Genomic DNA, 23,085 nt, shown 5'->3' with positions numbered 1-23,085 from the left:
ATTTATATTTTGTATATTTGTTTAATATATTAGCTATTTATGAGGTTATATAGTATAGATAAAACATTTAATGATGTTTTATTGGAGACTGCTGGCAAAGTTAAAAGCCTTCGCAAGCAATCACATTTCACACAAAAGGAATTTGCAGAGCGTTCAGGAGTTTCCCTGGGAAGTCTAAAGCGTTTTGAAAATACCGGGCAAATTTCATTTGAATCACTTTTAAAATTAGTCAATGTGCTTCACCGATTGGAGGATTTTGATAACATTTTAAATATGAACCAAGATCTTAAACGATTGGAAAAAATGTTTAGCAAATGATTTCAACTATTCAAAAGTTACAAGTTTCAATTGATTTTGGAACTAAGCTAATAGACCTTGGAGAATTGATTTTGGACAACAAAAAGATTTATTTCAAGTATTTCGACCGTTTTTTGGATGAAAAATTAAATATTTCGCCTTTTAAATTACAGTTAAATAATTCCATACAAAGTTGCGAAACAAGCATTTTTGATGGGCTCTTTGGAGTTTTTGGCGATTCCTTACCAGATGGTTGGGGTCGACTTTTAGTTGACCGAAAATTAATAAATTCGGGAATTAATCCCTACAATTCCAATGCACTAGACAGACTAGCATTAGTTGGTAGAAATGGACCAGGGGCATTAATTTATCAACCAGTTATGGAGGACGAAATAACAATGACTGAAAACAGTATTTCAGGATTGGACGAAATTTCACTGGAGATCAGTAATATCCTCAATGACGAATCAACAAGAATTTTGGATGAATTATTTTTATTAGGGGGTAGTAGTGGTGGGGCAAGACCAAAGGTGAACTTATTTTACCATCCCAAAAACGAAAAGTTTTCCTTTTCAGGAATTTTACAACCTGATTTTGAACATTGGATTGTGAAATTCCCTTCAAGCTATGACCCAAAGGATATTGCTAATATCGAATATGCATATTATCTGATGGCGATTGATGCTGGGATAAAAATGAGTGATTCTAAATTATTTAAAACACCTGCGGGTAATTATTACTTCGGAACAAAACGTTTTGACCGAAATGTTAATGAGCGATTCCATCTTCATTCTGCGGCAGGTATGTTACATGATAATTTCCGACTGAGTAATCTTGATTATGGTCATTTAATGGATTGTGCCTTTAAATTAGAAAGCAATGTATCGGCTTATGAAAACATACTAAAGCTAGCTGCATTTAATGTTTTTTCTCACAACAAAGACGATCATAGCAAGAATGTTTCTTTTATCATGAATTCAGATGGAAATTGGGCTTTAGCTCCAGCCTACGATTTAACATTTTCTACTTCTTCGCATGGGTACCATAGTACTTCCATAGCAGGAGAAGGTCAAAATCCAGGAGTTACTCATTTGAACAAACTGGCCGAAACATTTGGGATGAAGAATGCCTTTCAAATAATAGAGCAAGTTCAATCTTCCATATGTAAATGGGAATACTTTGCTGATGAGGCTAAGGTTACAAAAGCCAGCAAGCAAATGATCGCCAAAATGATTCATAGATAATTTCCTGTCGGCACCGCAGCTTACTTGCATTTAGATGAAATAAATTCCTAGGAAAATATGTTAATCATTGATTAAACGGTAATCGCTACTAATAAGACTAAAAAAGTATTTTATGTAAAAAAATAGCACTATTAATCGCGTGTATATTTTTTAAAGTTGCTGAAATTTGCTAGATAATCAAATAGTGTTCGATACAAAATCATTTTCCACTTTAAATTTTGAATAAGATACTTCTAATTATTTTTTTATTGTTGTCAAAAGTGACTTTTAGCTTTTGCCAATCTCCTCTGGAATGGTTTGATATTGAAAAAAAACTAATTGAGCGGATAGATATAAAAAATGAAAAATATGAAACCATCTATCCAAACACATCCAATTCAAACAAAATATCTAAAAAGCTGAAATTTATTGGAATTAAAAAAGAGGATATTCCAACTAATTTTGTTGTAAATGCCTTTAATTTATCTTCAAAAAAAATATTAACCATTCCTGGTACTGGTCAAGTGTATTCACTTGATATCAATAATGATTCGTTTATTCGTTTAGATAAGACGTTTTATAGGGGATATAATTTTAAAGCAATTCAATTCATCCATAACGATACCTTATTTAGTTTAGGCGGAACTGGTTTCTGGCAATATAATAATATTTTAAGTTATTATGATCCGAATTTTTCTGAATGGGAAGCAATTGATACTCACGGAGAAAGACCTCAAGGTATCTACCTTAACTCTAGCGGAGCAAGTCTTGGAAAGGTTTTCGCCATTGATAAATTAAGAGAATTAGATAGCAAAGACATAAAAAAGAAATCACAAATATTTGAACTTGATATTAAATCAAAAACATGGCAACATTTGGGGGAATTGAACATTCCAATGTTAACTGAATATGAAATTAATGGTACAGATTTTCAGTGGTCCTCAAATCATGTATTTTTTCTCCATTCCAAAGAGCCAGTTTTTGCTGATGTATTAAATAATAAAGTTTATCAGTACAATGCTTCTCGGAATGGAATTTTGAGTAGTAAAGGAAAAATATTTATATCTAAAGGCTGGGTATATACGTATAGCAATGATCCTAAATACAACACATTAGATTCGATTACTTATGCTGAACTGATTAGGAATTCCAAGTATTTAGGGCAACTTTATTTTAGTAGTAAAAATGCTGATAGAATTAATTCAACGTATATTGTTTTTTTGTTAATTATCCTTTTTATTGGGTTTTTGTTTGTTTATCTCAAGAATAAAAAATCGAAAAAGGTGGAAATAGAAATTTCAGAATTACCCATGTATTTGGATAATTTTCTGGAAGAATTTAAGATAAATGGGCCCGAGCATTTAATATCCACTGACGAAATTTCAAAAATTATCGAATGCGAATCCATGGCATTTGATACTCAAAGACAATATCGATCCAAATTCATTCATTCAGTAAATACATTCGCTGAAAATAAGTACGGTATAACCGACGCTATATTTAGAATAAATGATACGAGCGACAAACGATTTATTAAATATGGATTGAAAAAGGAACTTTTCGCTCTAATCGATACGATCCTGGTCTAGGATATGTGTATTAATATGTATTATTCTTGAAAGTTAAACTCACAGCAGTCTAAATCTTGCTTCATTTGCATCATCATTCAAATTAGTTGAAATGTAAAAATCGTACATAATTAATGACATTTACTGCTACCAGAAGGATTTTAAAAGAAATTTTAAGTCTTAAAAAAAGTAGTGTATAAAATTTAAAAAATAAAACAACTATGAAAAAAATACTCACTAGTGTATTCTTATTATTTATCATCACTTTAGGCTGCACCAACCGAGAATCAGAAATTATCGAGTTAATAAATTCTGTAAAAAAACAGAATGATGATTTAAAAGCGCAAATCACGAGCCTAAAAAAGACTACAGACTCTGCTATGCTTGCCATAACAAAAGTAACAGTTTCACAAGCCATAACCGATAAAAAATTAGATGCTATACAAGCTGACTTGAAGAATGTATTATCTCAAATTTCGTCTTTAAGTATTCAAATGACTGCCGCCAATGCTGATTTGGTAAGTATAAAAGCGAAATTAGATATTTTACAGCTTCAGTGTGCTGATTTAATTTCACAAATTGCGACGCTTAATTCAAATCTGAATGAAACCTTAGCTGGATTAAAAAAACAGGTTGCAGCTTTAAAAAACACATCCGATTCGTCATTAATAGTCATTTCAAAATTAAATGTTGCACAATTAGTCAATGATAAAAATTTATCCGTTACAATTGCCCAATTAAGGACTATTTCAGGTCAAATAGCACAAATAAACGCTGGTTTAATTATAAATGATGTTAATGTGGAAAGTTTAAAACAGAGTATTAGTGTTTTACAATCAAAAATGAATGATTTATTAAAACAATTAGATCCTTCGAATCCAATGTTTACACTAATGAATGGCATGATTAGCTATTATCCATTTGATGGGTCTTGGTATGATATGAGTGGAAATAATAATAATTTAGGTAATTATAATGTTTCAAATACAACCGATCGTTTCGGAATTAATAATCTATCGGCAGTAGAATTTAATGGTAGAAACTCGTATTTCGAAGGGCCCGTATTAAGTGATGTTAAAAATCAACTTACTGTAAGTTTTTGGATCAAAAATAAACGGGGAACCACTCCAACTGGATTTAGAGGAATTGTTACAACTCAAAATACTAATTCTCAAGGGTTTTTAATTCAGGATCATGAAAGTCTTAAATATGATTTTACTTTTGCTTTAAAAGCGGGGAATGGTTATGTAGATACTTGGTCTACAAATCGAGCTAGTATTGATAAGTGGGAATATATGACGTTTGTTTATGATGGGAAATCAGCAAAAATATACCGTAATGGTGCTTTAGAAAATGAATCAGTGATAAACGCAGTATCATTGGCATCGACGGGTAAATTATATGTAGGTTCCAGATATAATAATGAATTTTTTATAGGTGTTTTAGATAATCTTGGAATATGGAATAGAGCATTATCGGTTGAAGAAATCAAGTATTTATACACTTATGGGTATTAGTGAATAATGAAAAAAGTGGTTTGCCCCTTGATTCTATTGTTTTTGGATTTTGAGTTGTACCAACCGAGAAGGAGAAATTATTGATTTAATAAATTCCATAAAAAAACTGAATGATGATTTGAGCCTTCAAATCATCATTCTAAAAAAGACAACTGATTCTGCTATTCAAGCTATTGCAAATAGACGAACATAACTGATTATGAATTATGGATTATGAAGTATGAATTAAGAATGCAGAATCATGAAATCTTCGACTAAGCAATCGGGTTATTGGAAATTTCAACCCTTTCTTCGCATTATTAGTGTTTAGTTATTAGTGTTTAGTGATTAGTATTTAGTTTTTATTTACCTATTACCTTTTACCTTTTACCTAATACCTATTACCTAAAAATGCCATTTATTGGTTAATTTATTATCCATGGCATTTCTTTTTTTTAGAAAAAAAGAAACAAAAAAACTTATTACTGCTAGTTAATCCAAGACGAATCCGCAAGCGGCGCGATTTTCGCTACGCTTTCGGCTATTTTCTTTGACCCTGACGCACATCGCCCATGCGCCCTGTCAAAGCTCCGCCTACCTCTTCGCTCAAATCTTTCGTCGGATTAACCGCAAATTCCTTTATAAGTTCTAAAATAGAATTAATAGATTTTTCTTAGCTCGGTTCCTGAGCTTGTCACAGGAAATTTCAACCCTTAATTCGCATTATTACCTATTAACTATTACTTTTTACCTAATAACTAATACTTATTACCTAAAACCTATTACCTCTTACCCATTACCTATTACTTAATACCTATCCTGCTTCATTAATCCCAACAAAGTGTAAGATTCATTTTTTTCTTTCCTATTTTTGTATTCATTTGATACAATATGAAAAGAAACCTATTTATCCTATTTCTACTTCTCTTTGGCTTTTCCCTTCAAGCACAGAATCAAAAGAAAAATGAGAATTTCAAAATGTACATCAAGAAGGTGAATGAGCCCATCAAAATAGATGGATTGTTGGATGATAATGCTTGGAAAGAAGCAGCTCAGGTAAGTGATTTCGCGATGTGTACTCCCTTTGATACACTTTGTTCTCCTCTCAGAACGGATGTTCGGATGGCCTACGATGATAAATACATCTATATTTTTGCCGAATGTTTTATTCAGGCACAAAAAAGCTTTGTGGTGGAATCCTTAAAACGCGATTTCAATTTTGGTAACAATGATAATTTCTTGGTGTTCATCGATACTTTTGACGACAAAACAACCGGATTTTCTTTCGGTGCCAATGCAGCAGGTGCTCAATGGGACGGACAAATGTCGGAAGGGGCTAAAATGAATTTGAATTGGGACAATAAATGGGAATCTGCTACAACTTATAACAAAACCTCTTGGACTTTTGAAGCGGCCATACCGTTTAAATCGATTCGCTATAAAAGTAATTCCACCCGCTGGGGGATTAATTTTAGTCGCCTAGACACAAGAGCCAAAGAAAAATCGGCTTGGGCTCCTGTTCCGCGACAATTTCCAACTGCCTCTTTAGCATACGCTGGAGTGTTACAATGGGATGCTCCGCCACCAACACCTAAAACCAATGTGTCCATTATTCCATATGTATTATCTGGTGTTTCAAGCAATTATGAAAATGCTTCACCGGTGGCGTATCAAAATCGAATTGGTGGTGATATCAAGGTGGCAGTTAGTTCCAGTTTAAATTTAGACATGACGATTAATCCCGATTTTTCCCAAGTGGATGTGGATCGTCAACAAACGAATCTAGATCGTTTTGAGTTGTTTTATCCTGAAAAACGCCAATTTTTTATTGAAAACTCCGATTTATTTGATGGTTTTGGAATGGATAATCTAAGACCCTTTTTCTCTCGAAGAATTGGTTTGGCTTTGAATACCAAAACAGGTATTTATGAGCAAACTCCCATTACCTACGGAGCTCGATTAAGTGGAAAATTAACCAATGATTGGAGAATAGGTGTTTTAAATGTGCAGTCGGACCGAATTGATGTCAAAGGAGTTCCAACGCAAAATTATTCCATGGTTGCTTTGCAAAGAAAATTATTTGCTCGTTCAAATTTGGGCGTTTTTATGATCAATAAACAATCTTTTATTGATACCGATTTACAAAAGCAAAATGGTTTCTTGGATTACAATCGAAACATTGGAATCGAATATAATCTAGCTTCCGCCAATAATTTCTGGACAGGTAAGATTTTCTATTACAATGGTTTTGGGCCTGCCAATAAAAGCAACGACTTTGCACATGCTGCTGCTCTTGCGTACCGTGATAATAATTGGATTTTGAGTTGGAAACACCAATGGGTAGGAGAAAATTACAATCCAGAGGTAGGCTATGTGCCCCGTATGAATTATTTTCAAGCGACACCCGAAATCGGAAAAATATTCTATCCCAAAAACAAAGCCAGTAATTTGTTTTATACCCAGGTCCGATTGAACAGTTTGAACTATTGGAATAACAGTGGTGGAAGAACGGATAATACTACTTATTTAGCCTTTGAGGGTTATATGAAAGACCGAGCCAGTTTTTCTGCCTTTTTAGCCTACGATTATGTTAAATTATTGTACGATTTTGATGCAACCCGTATGGGAAATTCCCCTTTGAAAAAAGGGACTGAACATTCGTGGAACTCCTTGAATGTTTTGTATCAATCCTCTCCAATTAAACTATTTACCTATACTGGATCTGCGAGATTCGGAGGTTATTATGGTGATGGTAGTCGATTTGGATTTACAGGTGAATTGGGTTATCGTTTTCAACCCATTGTTAGTATGTCAGTAGCCTTGGATTACAATGATATCAGGGATGTTCAAGTACCCATTTTGCAAGCGGATAAAACCATCAAAAATACCATTGCGCAGGCACAATTTTGGATTATTCGTCCCAAAATTGATTTCACTTTTACCAATAAATTATTTTTTACTACATTTTTCCAAATTAATCAACAAACCAAAAACATTAACCTAAATTCTAGGTTACAATGGAGATACAAGCCTGCTTCGGATTTGTTTATTGTTTATACGGATAATTATTTCCCGGAAAATTTTCAAATAAGAAACCGAGCGATAGTGTTGAAATTAAATTATTGGCTTAATTTGTAAACTAATTTTAAAATAAAATATACCATGAAAAAGTTATTATTAATTCTAACAACGTTATTGAGTTTTTCAGCTTTGGCGCAACAAAAGCCCGTAGCTTCTCCTCCTGCAGTCGTGAAACAAAAAGTAGGTGATGTAGAGGTGATGATTAAATACGCTCAACCTTCTGTAAAAGGACGTTTAGTGTTTGGTACAAAAGAACAAAAAGCCTTGGTTCCTTACGGTGAAGTTTGGAGAACAGGTGCCAATGAAGCTACTACGATCGAATTTTCAAAAGACGTAACCATCCAAGGCAAATCTTTAGCCAAAGGTGTTTATTCTTTGTTAAGCATTCCGGGTACATCTGATTGGACGATCATTTTCAACAATGATTCAAAAATGTGGGGAGCTTATACGTATGCAGCAGCGAAGGATGCTTTACGTGTGAATGCAAAAGCAAGTTCTGAATCGGCTTCTACTGAAATGATGACGATTAGTGTATCTCCTTCAGGTCAAGTAAAAATTGCTTGGGATAAAACTTCTACTTCTTTTTATGTAAAATAATTAGAATTGACTAAATCAAAAGCGACTCAGAAATGGGTCGCTTTTTTTTATTCTAAAAATTCATTTGAAATGCTCAAACCTTTGGCTATTTTTACTTTGTTTTGCAAATTGGAAAGATTAATCTCAAATAATAAGGTATATGAAAAAAGTATTGATAGCAGAGGATAGTTCAGTTATCCAAAATTTGGCCAAGAAAATTTTAGAATTTCAAAATTTTGAAATTCATGCTGTTAAGAACGGACAACAAGTATTAGATGAATTAGCGAAAGCTGATTTTGATATTATTTTGTTGGATATTAACATGCCGGTCATGGATGGTATGGAATGTGCAAGAGCGGTAAGAGCATTATCCGATACACAAAAAGCTAAAATTCCAATGATTGCCATTACGGGCAATGCAAGAAATTATTCAATGGAAGATTTCAAAGCGGCAGGTTTTGATGATTTTTTAGCGAAACCATTGAATTTTGACGCTTTAGTTACTCAAGTAAAAGCATTAACAGAATAATCGCATGCATCCGATGAAAGTCAACTTTCTCGGAACTGGGACCTCTCAAGGGATTCCCATGATTGCTTGTGATTGTGAAGTCTGTTTATCTAAAGATACCCGTGATCAGCGATTGCGGGTATCTTTGCATATAGAGACTCAGGGAAAAAGTTTTATCATCGACACCGGTCCAGATTTTCGCCAACAAGTGTTAAGGGCAGGGATAAAGCAAGTAGATGCTATTGTCTATACCCATGAACATAAAGATCACACCGCTGGAATGGATGATGTACGTGGATTTAATTATGCACAAAAATCTTCGATTCCTTTGTACGCGCAAAAAAATGTGATTGATCAGTTGAAGCGTGAATTTGCCTATGCCTTTGATGAAAATAAATATCCAGGAGTTCCTGAAATAGACGTTTTTGAGATTGAGAATGCTCGTTTTGAAATTGAAGGTGTACAGTGGGATCCAATTCTCGTGAAACATTATTTTTTAGATGTTTTTGGTTATCGAATCGGCGATTTTACCTACATCACGGATGCGAATGCTATCGCTGATGTGGAACTAGAAAAAATAAAGGGTTCCAAAGTATTGGTCATCAATGCCTTGCGCAAAACAAATCATGTTTCGCATTTTACATTGGAGGAAGCCTTGGAAATTATTCAAATAATTCAACCAGATCAAGCCTATATTACTCACATTAGTCACCAAATGGGTCTTCACGCCGAAGTCCAACTCGAACTGCCTGCCAACGTATTTTTAGCTTACGATGGTTTAGAAATCCAATTATGACAAAGAATTTTAAAGCCGTATTGTTTGATATGGATGGGGTGATTGTCGACAATCTACCTTATCATGTTGATGCTTGGTTGTTGTTTTGTGAAAGAAAAAAGATCCCCTTGACTCGTGAATTGTTTTATCAGGAATTAAATGGGATGAATTCCAAAGATACCTTTGAATATTTTTACCAAAGAGAAATGTCTAAGGAAGAATTATTCGAATTAGAAGAGGAAAAGGAACATATTTACCGTGATTTTTATCAAAATTTCAGAAAGCCAGCGGATGGGTTAATCACTTTTTTAGAGGAATTAAAAGCGGCAGGCATACATTGTGCTTTGGCTACTTCGGCTGGACAAGGAAATATCGATTTCATAGTGGATGGATTAGGAATTAGAGATTATTTTCAGACCATTGTAGGTGGAGGGGAAGTGAAAAAAGGAAAACCTGATCCTGAAATTTATTTAAAAGCCGCGGACCAATTGGGCGTTAATTATGCCGATTGTTGGGTCATTGAAGATTCGATGCAAGGAATCAAATCGGGGCACTCAGCTGGTATGAAAGTCGTTGGAATTACCACTTCGCATACGACGGAGGAATTAACACATACTGAAATTCAATCGCCTAATTTTGTGGGTTTAATGGCTAAATTAAAAGAATACAGTCACTAGAAATTTAGAATGATCATGAGAAATTTGGTTTATCTCTTTTTGTTTTTGGGCTTATCATTTGGACTTAATGCTCAAATGAAACCCAAATTTGAGATGATTCCAGGTAAAATGATTGTGGATTACGCGCCTAGTCATTATGTAGGAGAAGAACGGTTGATTCCCACTGGCTATCGTCAAAAAATCGAATTAGAGCTCAAGGAACAATTGAAAAAAGCAACTAATTCGAAAGAAAGTACTTCGGCGAAATCGCAGTTTATTGTCACATTTGAAACGCCTCCTCCTGCCAATGTTAAAGCTATTTTTGAACGTGCAGCAGAAACATGGTCCAATGTAATTAGTTCCGATATCCCTATTCGATTGTATGTTCAATGGGCTCCTTTAGGAAAAAATATATTAGGTAGGGCGGGTGCCACCGCTCATGTCAGAAACTTCGTAGGAGCGACTCGGTTAAATACGTATTATCCCATCGCATTGGCTGAAAAAATGGCGCATGCTAATTTGAATGGCGATGTTCCAGATATTGTTGCCACTTTTAGCAAAGATTATCCTTCTTGGTATATTGGGACAGGTTTGCCCAAAGAACCCTCTACTCCAACCGCAACTGATGGTGAAATCGATTTGTACTCGGTTATTTTACATGAAATTGGACATGGCTTAGGTTTCATAGGTCAAATTGATTTGGATGCTGCAGGAACCAATGGTGAGTATGGTGTTGCGGAGATTTTTGACCAATTTATTGTGAATGCTAAAGGGACTAATATAACAGACACGACAACCTTTAAAAATCCATCCACTGCCCTAAAAACTCAACTTACGACGAATCAAAATCTATTTTTGAGTTCCCCGGTGATTAACAAAAATGTACCTCAAAAGGCCATTTTGTATTCACCCAGTAAATTTGAATCGGGTTCTAGTATTTACCATGTTGATCAATATACCTATGGTGTGAATGATCCCAATGCCTTAATGACCCCTTTTATTGCCCAAGGAGAAATTACCCATAAGATTGGTCCCATTGTGACTTCGGCTTTTGCTGATTTTGGTTGGAAATCGACCAATATTGTCACGGAGGATTACAAGGATACGGAGGAAATTAATAAAGATTTTGTTTTTGAAGCGAAATTGTATTCGGATACTTTGGTAGATGAATCTTCGCTGAAATTAATGGTAGCCGTTAACACATCAATCACGAATGCGGTTGCTTATACGCCTAAAAAAGGAGTTGGAAATTCTTATACCGTTACTTTGCCAAAAACTAATTTCTCGAAAAAAGTTAATTATTATTGGACGGTAAACGATATAACAGGTAAAAAATTCACCAGTCCAGCGGAAGCACCAATCATTTCAGGAACTCAATGGGGAAGTTTCTATGAAGTTAATATTGTTGAAAAGGATACTGTAAAACCCCAAATTATTTATGGTAATCCAATTAAATACATCTTCTCCTCTCAGCTGGATCTTCCTCTGCCGACACTTTATGCAATAGATAACATTGGCATAGACACCGTTTACATGGAATATTCGATTAATAATGGGACTGTTATTCGTCAAGGCTGGAATAAGTCTAGTGTTGAATTGGATGCTTTTACGAATGCATTTAAGTTTAACCAAGGACAGTTAAAAGCTGGAGATGTTATTCGTTATCGGGTTGTGGTAAAAGACAAAGCAAAAATATCCAATGTATTAAATAGTCCAAGCACAGGGTATTATGAATTTGTTGTCTTGAATTTACAAGCGCCCATCAAAGAATATGCGACTACTTTTGATAATTTGCCTACTTCTGATTTTTACTTAAAAGGCTTTACCATTTCGCAAGCCTCAGGATTGAATTCTATCAGTTTGAATTCTGCACATCCATATGCGGATGGAAATGAAGATTTTGAAAATGGCACTGCTGGAGAGGACAAATTCACCAACAATGATGCAGTATTTTTGAAACCAATCACGGTCCGTTCAGATACGTCTAAAATCTATTTTGATGAAATTGCCTTGATAGAACCTGGCGACACAGGAGAGAATTTTTTGAATGAAGATGGAACAATCAATCGGTATTTTTTCGATTATGTGATTGTTCAAGCAAGTAAAGATTTGGGTAAAACGTGGGTTAATTTAACCGATGGTTGGGATGCTAGAAAAGAATCGACCTGGTTAAGTACTTGGAACAAAACCTTTGATAAAAATGGTAATTCAACCGCTAAACCAAGCAATGATTTGTACAAATCGCATGAAATTGATATCCGATCAAGTGGATATTTTAAAAGTGGAGATCAAATTTTATTGCGTTTTAGATTGCATGCCGATGTGGGGGCTTTTGGTTGGGGGTGGACTGTTGAAAACTTAAATATTCAAGGGCCTAAAAAAAATATCAGTAATGTGGTGTTGGGCATCAATGAAGAAACCCAAAATCCTTCTTTTGATGTTTATCCAAATCCAAACGAAGGTAAATTCAAATTCATATTGACCTCCCAAGATGCGTCTTTAAAAGAATTATCCATCTTTATTCGAGATATTCAAGGTCGAGAAATGATGAGAGAAAGCCTGTCTTTTTCTAGTCAAAAGTTAGAAAAGGATTATTCCTTTAACCATTTAGGGTCAGGTTTGTATTTTGTAGAAGTAATTTTGAATGGAGAGCATTTTGTGAAGCGAATGTTGATTGTCAAATAAAGAGATTGCTGTAAGAATTTTTCAAGCAATTGATTTTACTTATCTTTGTAACCCATTCTTTTTTAAAAGAAAAAATATACGATTATGTCTTGGTACACAAGAAAAGATAAAGGGATTCAAACCCCTACAGAGTTTAAAAGAGAAGCGCCAGATGGTCTATGGTACCAGTGTCCTTCTTGCAAAAAAGCCTTACACACTCGAGAGCACCGCTTATTTTCCTACACTTGTTCAAATTGTAATTACCATGAGAAAATTGGTTCTCAGGAGTATTTTGAATTATTATTTGATCAAACGTTGTACACGGAAATAGCTCCGATGATGAGTTCTGGTGATCCATTGGAGTTTGTTGACACAAAAAAATATACAGATCGAGTTAGAGCGACCGAAATGAAAACGGGCTTGAAAGATGCCGTACGTTCAGCTTATGGTCAAATGAATGGCATGCCGATTACCATTGCTGCCATGGATTTCTCTTATATTGGCGGTTCCATGGGTTCGGTAGTAGGAGAGAAGATATCTCGAGCTATTGATTATTCCTTGGAGCATAAGCAACCCTTTTTGATGATTTCACGATCGGGAGGAGCACGTATGATGGAAGCCGGTTTCTCTTTGATGCAAATGGCGAAAACATCTGCACGTTTGGCTTTGTTGGCGGAGGCAAAAATCCCTTATATTTCCTTATTAACAGATCCTACAACGGGTGGCGTGACTGCTTCATTTGCTATGTTGGGGGATTTCAATATCGCTGAACCAGGAGCCTTGATAGGTTTTGCTGGCCCACGCGTTATAAAAGAAACCATCGGGAAAGATTTACCAAAAGGCTTCCAAAGCGCTGATTTTGTTTTAGAACACGGCTTTTTAGATTTTATCGTTGATCGAAAAGACTTAAAAGATAAATTAACTTCTTTGTTGGGAATGTTGAAATAGGAAGTTAGTTATTATTTTTTAGTTCGAAATAAGGGTTTAAATCCCCAATTTTCAATTTTTTATAGCTTTTTAGAACTAATAAATGTCCTTGCGGTTAATCCGACGAAAAAAGTACCTGAATGATGAGTGTTTTTTTATTCATCATTCATAACTCATCATTTATCCATATTTTGTTGTGAATGAAATTGCATCAGAGAGGTTATTCTATCTCTGCATAAAGCAAAAAAAAGCCATCCGTCTGTTGACCGATGGCTTTTTTTAGGTCGAATAGTTTGACTTATTCTGCGATAGGTGCAGCAGCAGCAAGAGCAGCAGCAGCGGCCGCTAAAGATGCTTTTGTTGTGCGTGTCTTTTTCTCTTTTTCTGGAGGAGGAATAACATCTTCCACACCTGCAAAAATACGACCGCAATGTTCGCAAACTAATAATTTCTTTTTGTCTTTGATGTCTGTTTGACGTTGTGGAGGTACGGAGCTAAAACATCCGCCACATGCACCACGCTTAACCATCACTACTGCTAAGCCATTTCTTGCATTACCACGTAGTTTGTCGTATGATTTTAATAATCGAGCATCAACCGATTTCAATGCTTTCTCACGATCTTTCAAAGATTTTTGTTCATCTTCCTCGCTTTCCGCGATGATCACTTCTAATTCTTTTTTCTTTAATTCTAAATCTTTAGAACGCTCAAATAAGTTAGATTCTACTCCAGCGATTTCATCATTTTTGTTCAAAATTTTAAAATCGATTTCTTTGATTCTCTTGTCTGCAATTTCCATTTCAAGTCCTTGAAGTTCAATTTCTTTCGAAATCGCCTCAAACTCACGGTTATTGCGAACATTCATTTGTTGTTCTTTGTACTTAGCAATTAATTTCTCAGAATCTTTCTTCGAATTACGATAGTTGGAAATTTGAGTTTCAAAGTTGTCAACTTCTGATTGGAATTTTGCCAATCGAGTTTGTAAGCCTTCAATTTCATCTTCCAAATCACGTACCTCTTCAGGTAAATCTCCTCGTACTTTCTTGATATTATCTAAGGCTGAATCTATTGTTTGAAGCTTTAATAATGCTTCTAACTTTTGGGCAATCGTAGTTTCGGTAGCTGTAGCCATTATTATTGTTACGTTTGGAAAGTGTTAACCTCTCTAATTCTTAAGCATATCCAACTGGATTGGTTGGGGTCTTGCTTTTCAGAACTGCAAAAGTACTAAAAATATTTGATAAATAATTATGAATCGCATCCTTTATCATAACTTCTGATTCATAATGTCCAATATCACAAATCATGCATCCATTTTCGCCATCAAAAAATTCATGATATTTGATGTCAGCACTGACATAGGCATCGGCTTTTTGACGGATGGCATCGGAAATAAGAAAGCTTCCGGCACCTCCACATACTGCGACAGTTTTGATTTTTTCTTTGTTGGAATGCGTAAATCGCATCATGGTCAAATTTAATTGCTTTTTAAGAAGCTCAATGAATTCTTGTTTGCTAAGTGACTCAGCTAACTCACCAATGTAGCCAGAGCCAACTTCCTGCCAGGCGTTGTCTAATGAAATAATGGAATAGGCCACTTCTTCATAGGGATGTACCGATTTGAGCGTAGAAATGATGGTTGATTCTAAGTGTTTGGGATAAATCATTTCTACTCTGGATTCAATCACTTCTTCATTTTTATCAATCTTTCCAATGGTCGGGTTTGCTTGACCGGTTGGTGTAAATCGGCCAAGACCTTCTACTTGAAAACTACAAGATTGGTAATCTCCAATATTTCCTGCACCTACTTGATGTAAAGCCAATCGAACTTGTTCTTCTTGTGCTTTTGGCACGTAATAAATCAAATTTTTCAAGGCTTGCTGAAAAGGTCTCAATACTCGTCCTTTTTGAAGCCCTATTTTTTGTGCCAAATGATAACTGACACCTTTTGGAGCATGATCTAAATTGGTATGAGATGCGTATATGGCAATATTATGTTGAATGGCTTTGATGACGGTTCGTTCGACATAATTTTTGCCAGTAAAACTTTTTAAGCCTTTGAAAACAATCGGGTGATGTGCCACGATTAAATTACAACCTAATTGAATTGCTTCCTCTACTACCTCTTCGGTACAATCAAGTGTAATCAAAACACCTGTAATTTCCTCATTCCAATTTCCAACGATGAGTCCAGCATTGTCGTATGACTCCTGCCATTGAAGGGGAGCCCATTTTTCCATGCTTTCACACACATTTTTTATGGTCATATTTTCCTAAATTTTGACACAAAGGTAAAATTCTTTCGGATGCTTCTGAAATAATTGTATATTTAAATGTATCATTTCAATATTTTTCCTATTTATTTTTTAAACCATTGATTTTAAGATTATTAGTATGAGATGTAGGCCTGCTGTTCTGATTGTCGAAAATGACCATGTATTATTGATGAAATATTTTTACGGTTCAGAAACCATTTATAATTTACCAGGAGGTAATCCAGATTCAGGAGAATTATTTCCCACAACGATCGCAAGAGAATGTCAGGAAGAATTAGCCATAGAAGTAGAAGTGGGTCCCATGTTATTGGTGGGTGAAATGCCAGAAATTGCCGAAAGACCTTCTTCTTTGCACCTTGTGTTTCAAGGAAAAATCATTTCCGGTTTACCTATTTTACAAGTCAATGAAACGACTGCGAAAGAAGTTGTTTGGATGCCAATAGATCAAATTTCTCAAATATTGATGTATCCCAATGTGGGAGAAGAATTGCAGGATTTATTGTTTCTTCAAAAATCCGGTAAATACATGGGTGAAATTCACCAACCTTGGATTGGGTAATATTTTCTATTTAATAAGGTTCTTATATTTTTCTAATACAATGGACACAAAGATGCCAATTACCTCCTTCAGAATTATCTCAACTTCCGATATCGCATTGCTATTTATTGGCTACTTCTTTTTCCATGGCATTTCTTTTTTATAGAAAAAAGAAACAAAAAAACTTATATTCTGCCAGTTAATCCAAGACGAATCAATTTAATTATGAAGTATGAATTATGAGCGTTTTTTTAAAATTCATAACTCATAATTTCTTTCGTCGGTTTAACCGCAAATTCATTTATAAGATCTAAAAATAAATAACGTTCGTTGATCTCGGTTACTGAGCTTTCCGAAGTATCGAAGCCAAAAGCAGTAAAGTAGAGATTAATAATTGGATATTTCAACCCTTAATTCGCATTATTAGTTATTAGTGTTTAGTTATTAGGTAATAGGAAACTTTCACTAAACACTAATACCTAATAACTAAACACTTTTACCTATTACCTATTACCTTTTACCTAATACCTATTACCTCTTCCCTCTATCCATCCAATTTCCAACGAATAATCCCAATGCACTTGCCGTTAATCCCAACCAAATAGCAGGAATTTCGATAGGATGGAAAAAATGGAAATATATCCAGACAAATAAGCCTAATATCATACTCAAGTGACTACCTAAAGCTTTGGCATTTTTCCAAAAAAGGCCAGCATTCAAAGGAATAAATAGAGAAACCAGACTAAAAGCAGAAGCTTCTCCCACCAATTCGAAAATATTTTGTCGGGAAATAGCCAATAATATACAGGCTGTTGTTACCAATACAACCGAGATTCGAATGGTTTTTAATACATTTAAATCATTGGGGTTTTTCAATAATGGTTTTATTAGATTTTCTCCTAATACACTGGCCGGTGCCAAAATAGCGCCACTAGTTGTACTCAGCAAGGCCGAAAGTAAGGCGCCTAAAAACAAAACCTGCATGGCGTAGGGAGTGAATTTTAAGACTAAATTTGGAATCAATAAGCTACCTTCATTCATTAAATTGGGGTATAATCGGACAGCCATTAGACTGATGATTAGAGGCAACATGGCGACGGAGACATACATGATTCCCGCCAAAATACTCGCACGAATAGCCACTTGTTGGTTTTTGGCAGCCATCACTCGTTGAAAAATATCTTGCCCTGGTATGGATCCAAATCCAATGGTAATCCAAGCACCCAAATAAGTCAGCCAATCAATGAAATGATTGTTTTTGGGTGTGAATTGGAAAAAGCCTTTCGGTTGACTTTCCAAGAAGTCTTTAAAATTAGGAATCTTGTTGTTCAGTAAATAGAAGAGAAAAATGAGTCCTGCAATTAATAAAATATTGTGAAGAAAATCCGTGATGGTAACTGACCACATTCCACCTAATAAGGTATAAGTCATGACTAATAATGCTCCAATAATAATACCTGTTTCGTTCGATATAGGCAATAATAAATGGAGGGTTAATCCTAATGCGACCAATTGTGCAGCAATCCATCCAAAATAGGAGGGAACCATGATCAAGGCTGAAAGACGTTCTGAAAAGATACCAAAGCGCTGACTAAAAAAATCGCTAAAGGTTAAAACTTTTAAAGGATAAAGTTTTCGAGCATAAATGGTGCCGACCAATATTAAACTCAGCGCTGCACCGAAAGGCTCTTCAATGACTCCCAAGACGCCGTGATGTACGAATTCCATTGGTGCACCTAACATTGTTTCCGAACCAAACCACGTTGCAAAGGTGACCATCACAGCCAGGCTTAAAGGCAATGAACGACCTGCCAAGACGAAATCCTGAGTGGAATGAACTTTTTTACTTGCCCACCAACCCACAGCCAAGTTGAGTAATAAATATAGGACGACAAAGGTTATCAGCATCTTGATAAAATTGAGTCCGAAAATACATAAATTACAATTAAATTTTACCTTTACGCTTTATTAAAGATATTTTAAGAATGAATCATTCGCGTTCCCTGATTTTTGTTCTATTCACCTTGTTCTTGTCTTCCTGTGCTCGGCAACATTTGCTAACAAAAATGAATGAAGCTGGCCTATCCAATGCTTACACGGGTGTAGTTATTCAAGATTTGACATCTGGCAAAGTGGTGTTGCAGCAAAACGCGAATCAATATTTTATGCCCGCTTCCAATGTAAAATTGTTAACATTTCTTTTAGCTAAACGCATTTTGCCCGACTCCATTCCATATATACGAGTAAGAGAAACCAATGATTCTTTGTATTTTTGGGGAACAGGTGATCCTACTTTTTTGAGAGATGGATTTGGAAATCGAAGTATATTGGATTATTTATCCAAACAAACAAAGGTTTTGGTTTATGCGGATAAGGAAGGTTGGTCAAAACCATTGGGAGAAGGTTGGTCTTGGGATGATTACAACGATTATTATTCCGCTGAAATAAGCAATTTGCCCATCTATGGGAATTTGATGACAGTGAATAAAATTAAAAATTTATGGAATATTCAACCCAATTCATTCGCTAAGGATACGATTTCTAGTGCGATTAAAGGATTCGTGTTTCGTAAAAGGAATTCAAATACTTTAGAGCTTCCTTCCAAATTAATCAATGAAAAAGAACAGCAAATTCCTTTTATCACTAGTCCGATTTTAAGCGCTCAATTATTATCAGATACTTTGCATAAACCCATAATTTGGCAATCTAGAGATTTTGATGCTCAATCGAATTTATTGTATGCTAACCATTTGGATAGTTTATTAATACCCATGTTGTATGAAAGTGATAATCATATTGCCGAGCAAGTATTGTATTTGATTGCCGCTCAAAAATATTGGACAGGACCAACGGATAAAATTATTGCCAATTTGAAAAAAGATTTCGGGGAGGATTTTTTACCATCGATCAAATGGGTAGATGGCTCGGGATTATCTAGATATAATTTGTTTAGGCCAAAGGATCTCATTCAGATACTTCAAAATTTGTATCAGGAAGTAGGTTTAGAAAAATTAAAGATTTTATTGCCCGAATCAGGAACCAGCGGAACCATGAAAAACGTGGTTTTTTCGAATAAAAAAAGTAAAATTTGGGCCAAATCAGGCTCCTTTTCAAACACCTATAACATGTCTGGCTTTTACCAAAATGCCAAAGGTAAAGTCTTCCTTTTTAGTTTTTTAACCAATTTGGCCAATCAACCAGTGAGTAAAAGCAAAAAGTCGGTGATTACGTTTTTGGAAAAAACACTGGAATAGGGAAGTGAGAAAACTGGAAGAGAGGAGAGAGAAAACTGGAAAAGAGAAAAGAGAAGTTAGAAAATCCTATTACCTATTAATGCGAATTAAGGGTTGAAATTTCCAATGATTAATCTCTTCCTTTACCGCTTTTGATTTCGATACTTTGGCAATGCGATATTGGAAGTTGAGATAATAAGGAAGGAGGTAATTGGCACCTTTGAGTTAAAGAAGGGATTTGTTTTTTACACAAAAGACACAAAGATTATTCAACCCGACTATTAAGGATGTTTCATTTTAAGCGCGCACAGCCATCGTTAGTAATCACGAAAACATTTTTCAGAAATTAAATAATCTCGAGATGTACGGTTAATCCGACGAAAGATTTGAACGAAGCGGTAGGCGGAGCTTTGACAATGCGCATGAGCGATGTGCGTCAGGGTCAAAGAAAATAGCCGAAAGCGTAGTGAAAATCGAGCCGCTTGCGGATTCGTCTTGGATTAACTGGCAATATTTAAGTTTTTTTGTTTCTTTTTTTCTAAAAAAAAGAAATACCATGGAAAAGGAATTAGCCAATAAATGGCAATGCTATATGGAATTTTGAGGTATTAATGAATATTTCAACTCTTAATTCGCATTATTTAATACCTTTTACCTATTACCTATTACCTATTACCTTTTACCTATTACCTCTTACCTCTTACCTCTTACCTCTTACCTCTTACCTCTTACCTCTTACCTCTTACCTATCTTAAACACCCCATAGCTCAATATGATAAATCCCGCCACATAAATTCCACTTTCAGGATTTTGTAGTATGGTACCTATTAAAAAGCCAAGCGAAATAATGAATAAAGCTATCGGTACAAAAGGGTAGGCCCACACTTTATAGGGTCTTTCTAAATGGGGTTCTTTTCTTCTTAATTGAATTAAAGCGGCAAATCCAGAAAGATAACTCGCTACAAAGAAAAAAGTAGCTATGTCCGAAAGCTTTTCATTGATTTCTTTTCCAGCAAGCAAAAATAAACAAGCTAATCCAATCGTTAAATGTGTCGCAAAGTGAGGGCTTCCCGCTTTATTCACATGACTAGCTTTTTCAAAAAATAACCCATCACGACTCATCGAGAAAATTACTCGTGGAGCAAACATGGATTGCGTATTTAGAATTCCTAAGATGCTCAGCATTAAAAAAATGGTAATGTATCTTCCATAATCAGCGCCGAATAAATAGCTGATCGTATCAGCTGCGGCCAACTTACTGTGTCGTAATTCTTCTAAGGGAAGGCTATACATGATCACCACGTTGATCAATAGGTAAATAATGCTGACGGAAATAACACCGATGTACATCGACTTAGGCATTGTTTTCACGGGGTCAGTATTCTCTTCTGTGAAGTAGGCGGCAGTATGCCAACCATCAAACGCATAAAAAATGGAGAGTAAAGCGGACATAATTCCCGGCCATAAAGGTAAATGTTGGGGGGTGGTAGGGTTTTCCAACCAAACACCTCCTTGTCCTTTCCATCCACAAAATAATATAAATAAAATGAGCGCTACGGCTTTCAATCCACTTAACCACTCCTGTGATTTCCCTGCAAAAACGACTCCCATTTGATGGAATAGCCACAACAACACAAGTATGCCTATCGCGAAAATGCTAATATAATTGCCAACAAACGGAAAAATAATGGCCAAATATTCGCTGAAAGTGTACGCACCAAACCCGAGTGCGGTAACCGTTCCAAGCCAAGAGGTGATCCCAACTAAAAATCCGATGTATTTCCCAAATGCTCTTTCAGCGTACACATACCAGGCCCCTGCTTTTGGGATGGATAAACTTAATTCCAACACACAACTTACTCCGAATAAAGCATAAATGCCTACCAATAACCACAAAGATGAAATCAAAAGCGGACTTTGGAGCTGATCAGCAATGGGTCCTGGTTTACGTAAAATACCCGTACCGACGGTTCCACCTAAGGTAACAGCGATGCCAAATCCCAAACCAAGAACTTTCCATAATTGCTTGTTGGTTTGTTTGCTCATGGTGATATTGTTGAATTATTTTTTCAATTGATAATCGGCCACGATAGGGAAGTGGTCAGAATATTTTACTTTGGTAAGTGTTTGGAAATGAATTATTTCCCAATCGTTGGAAAAAAATTGATTGTCGATTCGGACAAAATACGGACTTCTATTCAAGGTAAAACCTAAACCTTTGCCAGCTTCTTCAAATGCATTTTTCAATCTTTCACGAATAGTTCCATAGGCCCAGCCATAAGGGGTTTCATTTAAATCTCCGACAACTATGATGGGGTATGGACTTTGTTGAATCAAACGATTGATTTGATCCATTTCTTTTTTATGATGTATAAATCCTTTTTTCAAAGATGACAAAATCCCTCTTCCTTCTTTTTTGGCATCTTCGTAGTCTTGGTCTCTAATTTTTCCTGTCACCTTGCTTACTCGGATCCCCATGGACCATAATTGTAAATTAATCACTCGAATTGTATCCTCTTTTAAGGCAATATCTGTCATTAAATAACCATTTGACGTATTATCAAATTGTTTTCCCTCTTTATGGATGATTGGATATTTGGAAAAAATGGCAATTCCCATTTTTTCGTTTTTATCAAAATCCTCCTCTTTTAAAGGAATGAATGCGTAATGAGGGTATTCCTCCTCCATGAAGTCTACTGTTTTAAATGGTTTTCTTCCAGGATTTGAGTAGAATTCTTGGAAACACTTAATATCTGCGTTATAATCTCTCATGAACTTTTTCAAATCCGATAAATTTTCTTCATTTCCTTCATAAGAGTTGGAAAACATCCCATAAACATTATAATCTAATACTTTGATGCTGCTCTTTAAGTTCGCTTTTGGTGTATTGAATGCAACGCTTCGTTGAATAAAACTATAACCTAAAACTAAAACGATGAGTGGCAGCAAGGCTCTTTTAGCACGTTGAAAAACCCAATAAATCAAAGAGATAAAGCATAATATTTGGGCATAAGGCATCGTCATCATGATGAAACCTGCCACCCAATGATCTATGATGAGCGAGTAACTTAATAGATAAGTTAATAAGGTATACAGGCATAAGGGAAGGGTTCCTAGCCAAATCAAAGAGGAAATGACTTTTTTTACAATCGATTTTTCGGAATTCTTTTTAGCCATTTTCAAAGATACTATTTTTGCTAAAAAAAAAATGCTTAAGCTGTCTTGTGTTTATTTAAAAGAAAAACATTTTACATATTTCCATTTTCT

Annotated in this window: 18 protein-coding genes; 13 read left to right on the top strand and 5 right to left on the bottom strand. The window is 35.3% G+C overall.

Annotated features, from left to right (window positions below):
- Nucleotides 1-39: 39 nt before the first annotated feature.
- The 11 genes from V7S76_RS04385 to accD all read left to right on the top strand — a co-directional run bounded on the left by V7S76_RS04385 (nucleotide 40) and on the right by accD (nucleotide 13,792).
- Nucleotides 40-318: a helix-turn-helix domain-containing protein gene (locus V7S76_RS04385; RefSeq protein ID WP_459508833.1), complete on the top strand. Its 279-nt coding sequence runs from the start codon at nucleotides 40-42 to the stop codon at nucleotides 316-318.
- Nucleotides 315-1,541, top strand: coding sequence for a type II toxin-antitoxin system HipA family toxin (locus V7S76_RS04380; RefSeq protein ID WP_459508832.1), 1,227 nt, complete (start codon nucleotides 315-317; stop codon nucleotides 1,539-1,541). Before V7S76_RS04385 ends, V7S76_RS04380 begins: the two co-directional genes overlap by 4 nt.
- Before the next feature lie 218 nt (nucleotides 1,542-1,759).
- Nucleotides 1,760-3,109, top strand: a complete 1,350-nt coding sequence (locus V7S76_RS04375; protein WP_459508831.1) for a hypothetical protein — start codon at nucleotides 1,760-1,762, stop codon at nucleotides 3,107-3,109.
- A gap of 200 nt (nucleotides 3,110-3,309) precedes the next feature.
- A complete protein-coding gene (locus tag V7S76_RS04370; RefSeq protein WP_459508830.1) occupies nucleotides 3,310-4,605 on the top strand; it encodes a LamG-like jellyroll fold domain-containing protein in 1,296 nt (431 codons plus the stop codon).
- Nucleotides 4,606-5,475: 870 nt separating this feature from the next.
- On the top strand, nucleotides 5,476-7,722 hold the full coding sequence (locus V7S76_RS04365) for a DUF5916 domain-containing protein (protein WP_459508828.1): 2,247 nt from the start codon (nucleotides 5,476-5,478) through the stop codon (nucleotides 7,720-7,722).
- A gap of 24 nt (nucleotides 7,723-7,746) precedes the next feature.
- Nucleotides 7,747-8,262 (top strand): DUF2911 domain-containing protein, encoded by a 516-nt coding sequence (locus V7S76_RS04360; protein ID WP_459508827.1) that lies wholly within the window; start codon nucleotides 7,747-7,749, stop codon nucleotides 8,260-8,262.
- Nucleotides 8,263-8,401: 139 nt separating this feature from the next.
- Nucleotides 8,402-8,770 carry a response regulator gene (locus V7S76_RS04355; protein WP_459508826.1) on the top strand — a complete coding sequence of 123 codons (369 nt, stop codon included), beginning with the start codon at nucleotides 8,402-8,404 and terminating at the stop codon, nucleotides 8,768-8,770.
- Between the two features lie 13 nt (nucleotides 8,771-8,783).
- Nucleotides 8,784-9,545 carry an MBL fold metallo-hydrolase gene (locus tag V7S76_RS04350; protein ID WP_459508825.1) on the top strand — a complete coding sequence of 254 codons (762 nt, stop codon included), beginning with the start codon at nucleotides 8,784-8,786 and terminating at the stop codon, nucleotides 9,543-9,545.
- Nucleotides 9,542-10,201: an HAD family hydrolase gene (locus V7S76_RS04345; protein WP_459508824.1), complete on the top strand. Its 660-nt coding sequence runs from the start codon at nucleotides 9,542-9,544 to the stop codon at nucleotides 10,199-10,201. Before V7S76_RS04350 ends, V7S76_RS04345 begins: the two co-directional genes overlap by 4 nt.
- Nucleotides 10,202-10,216: 15 nt before the next feature.
- Nucleotides 10,217-12,865: a T9SS type A sorting domain-containing protein gene (locus V7S76_RS04340; RefSeq protein WP_459508823.1), complete on the top strand. Its 2,649-nt coding sequence runs from the start codon at nucleotides 10,217-10,219 to the stop codon at nucleotides 12,863-12,865.
- 84 nt (nucleotides 12,866-12,949) lie between these two features.
- A complete protein-coding gene (gene accD / locus V7S76_RS04335) occupies nucleotides 12,950-13,792 on the top strand; it encodes an acetyl-CoA carboxylase, carboxyltransferase subunit beta (RefSeq protein ID WP_459508822.1) in 843 nt (280 codons plus the stop codon).
- Between the two features lie 277 nt (nucleotides 13,793-14,069).
- Here the strand turns inward: accD and V7S76_RS04330 are convergent, their stop codons facing one another.
- Together V7S76_RS04330 and V7S76_RS04325 are read right to left on the bottom strand one after the other, a co-directional pair.
- Nucleotides 14,070-14,903: a zinc ribbon domain-containing protein gene (locus V7S76_RS04330; RefSeq protein ID WP_459508821.1), complete on the bottom strand. Its 834-nt coding sequence runs from the start codon at nucleotides 14,901-14,903 to the stop codon at nucleotides 14,070-14,072.
- Between the two features lie 40 nt (nucleotides 14,904-14,943).
- On the bottom strand, nucleotides 14,944-16,038 hold the full coding sequence (locus V7S76_RS04325; protein WP_459508820.1) for a Nif3-like dinuclear metal center hexameric protein: 1,095 nt from the start codon (nucleotides 16,036-16,038) through the stop codon (nucleotides 14,944-14,946).
- 127 nt (nucleotides 16,039-16,165) lie between these two features.
- Between V7S76_RS04325 and V7S76_RS04320 the strand changes: the two genes are divergently transcribed.
- A complete protein-coding gene (locus V7S76_RS04320) occupies nucleotides 16,166-16,606 on the top strand; it encodes an NUDIX domain-containing protein (protein ID WP_459508819.1) in 441 nt (146 codons plus the stop codon).
- Between the two features lie 510 nt (nucleotides 16,607-17,116).
- Here V7S76_RS04320 and V7S76_RS04315 read toward each other — a convergent pair.
- Entirely contained in the window at nucleotides 17,117-18,493 is a 1,377-nt protein-coding gene (locus V7S76_RS04315; protein WP_459508818.1) for a high affinity choline transporter 1, read from the bottom strand.
- Between the two features lie 77 nt (nucleotides 18,494-18,570).
- Between V7S76_RS04315 and V7S76_RS04310 the strand changes: the two genes are divergently transcribed.
- On the top strand, nucleotides 18,571-19,839 hold the full coding sequence (locus V7S76_RS04310; protein WP_459508817.1) for a D-alanyl-D-alanine carboxypeptidase: 1,269 nt from the start codon (nucleotides 18,571-18,573) through the stop codon (nucleotides 19,837-19,839).
- A 714-nt stretch (nucleotides 19,840-20,553) separates the two neighbouring features.
- Here the strand turns inward: V7S76_RS04310 and V7S76_RS04305 are convergent.
- Nucleotides 20,554-21,864, bottom strand: a complete 1,311-nt coding sequence (locus V7S76_RS04305; protein WP_459508815.1) for an APC family permease — start codon at nucleotides 21,862-21,864, stop codon at nucleotides 20,554-20,556.
- Between the two features lie 15 nt (nucleotides 21,865-21,879).
- Nucleotides 21,880-22,995 carry an endonuclease/exonuclease/phosphatase family protein gene (locus V7S76_RS04300; RefSeq protein ID WP_459508814.1) on the bottom strand — a complete coding sequence of 372 codons (1,116 nt, stop codon included), beginning with the start codon at nucleotides 22,993-22,995 and terminating at the stop codon, nucleotides 21,880-21,882.
- Nucleotides 22,996-23,085 lie beyond the last annotated feature (90 nt).

This window comes from Aquirufa sp. ROCK2-A2, from assembly GCF_054558485.1.
The sequence above is the reverse complement of the archived record's forward strand: the minus strand, read 5'-3'. Positions and strand labels throughout refer to the sequence as shown.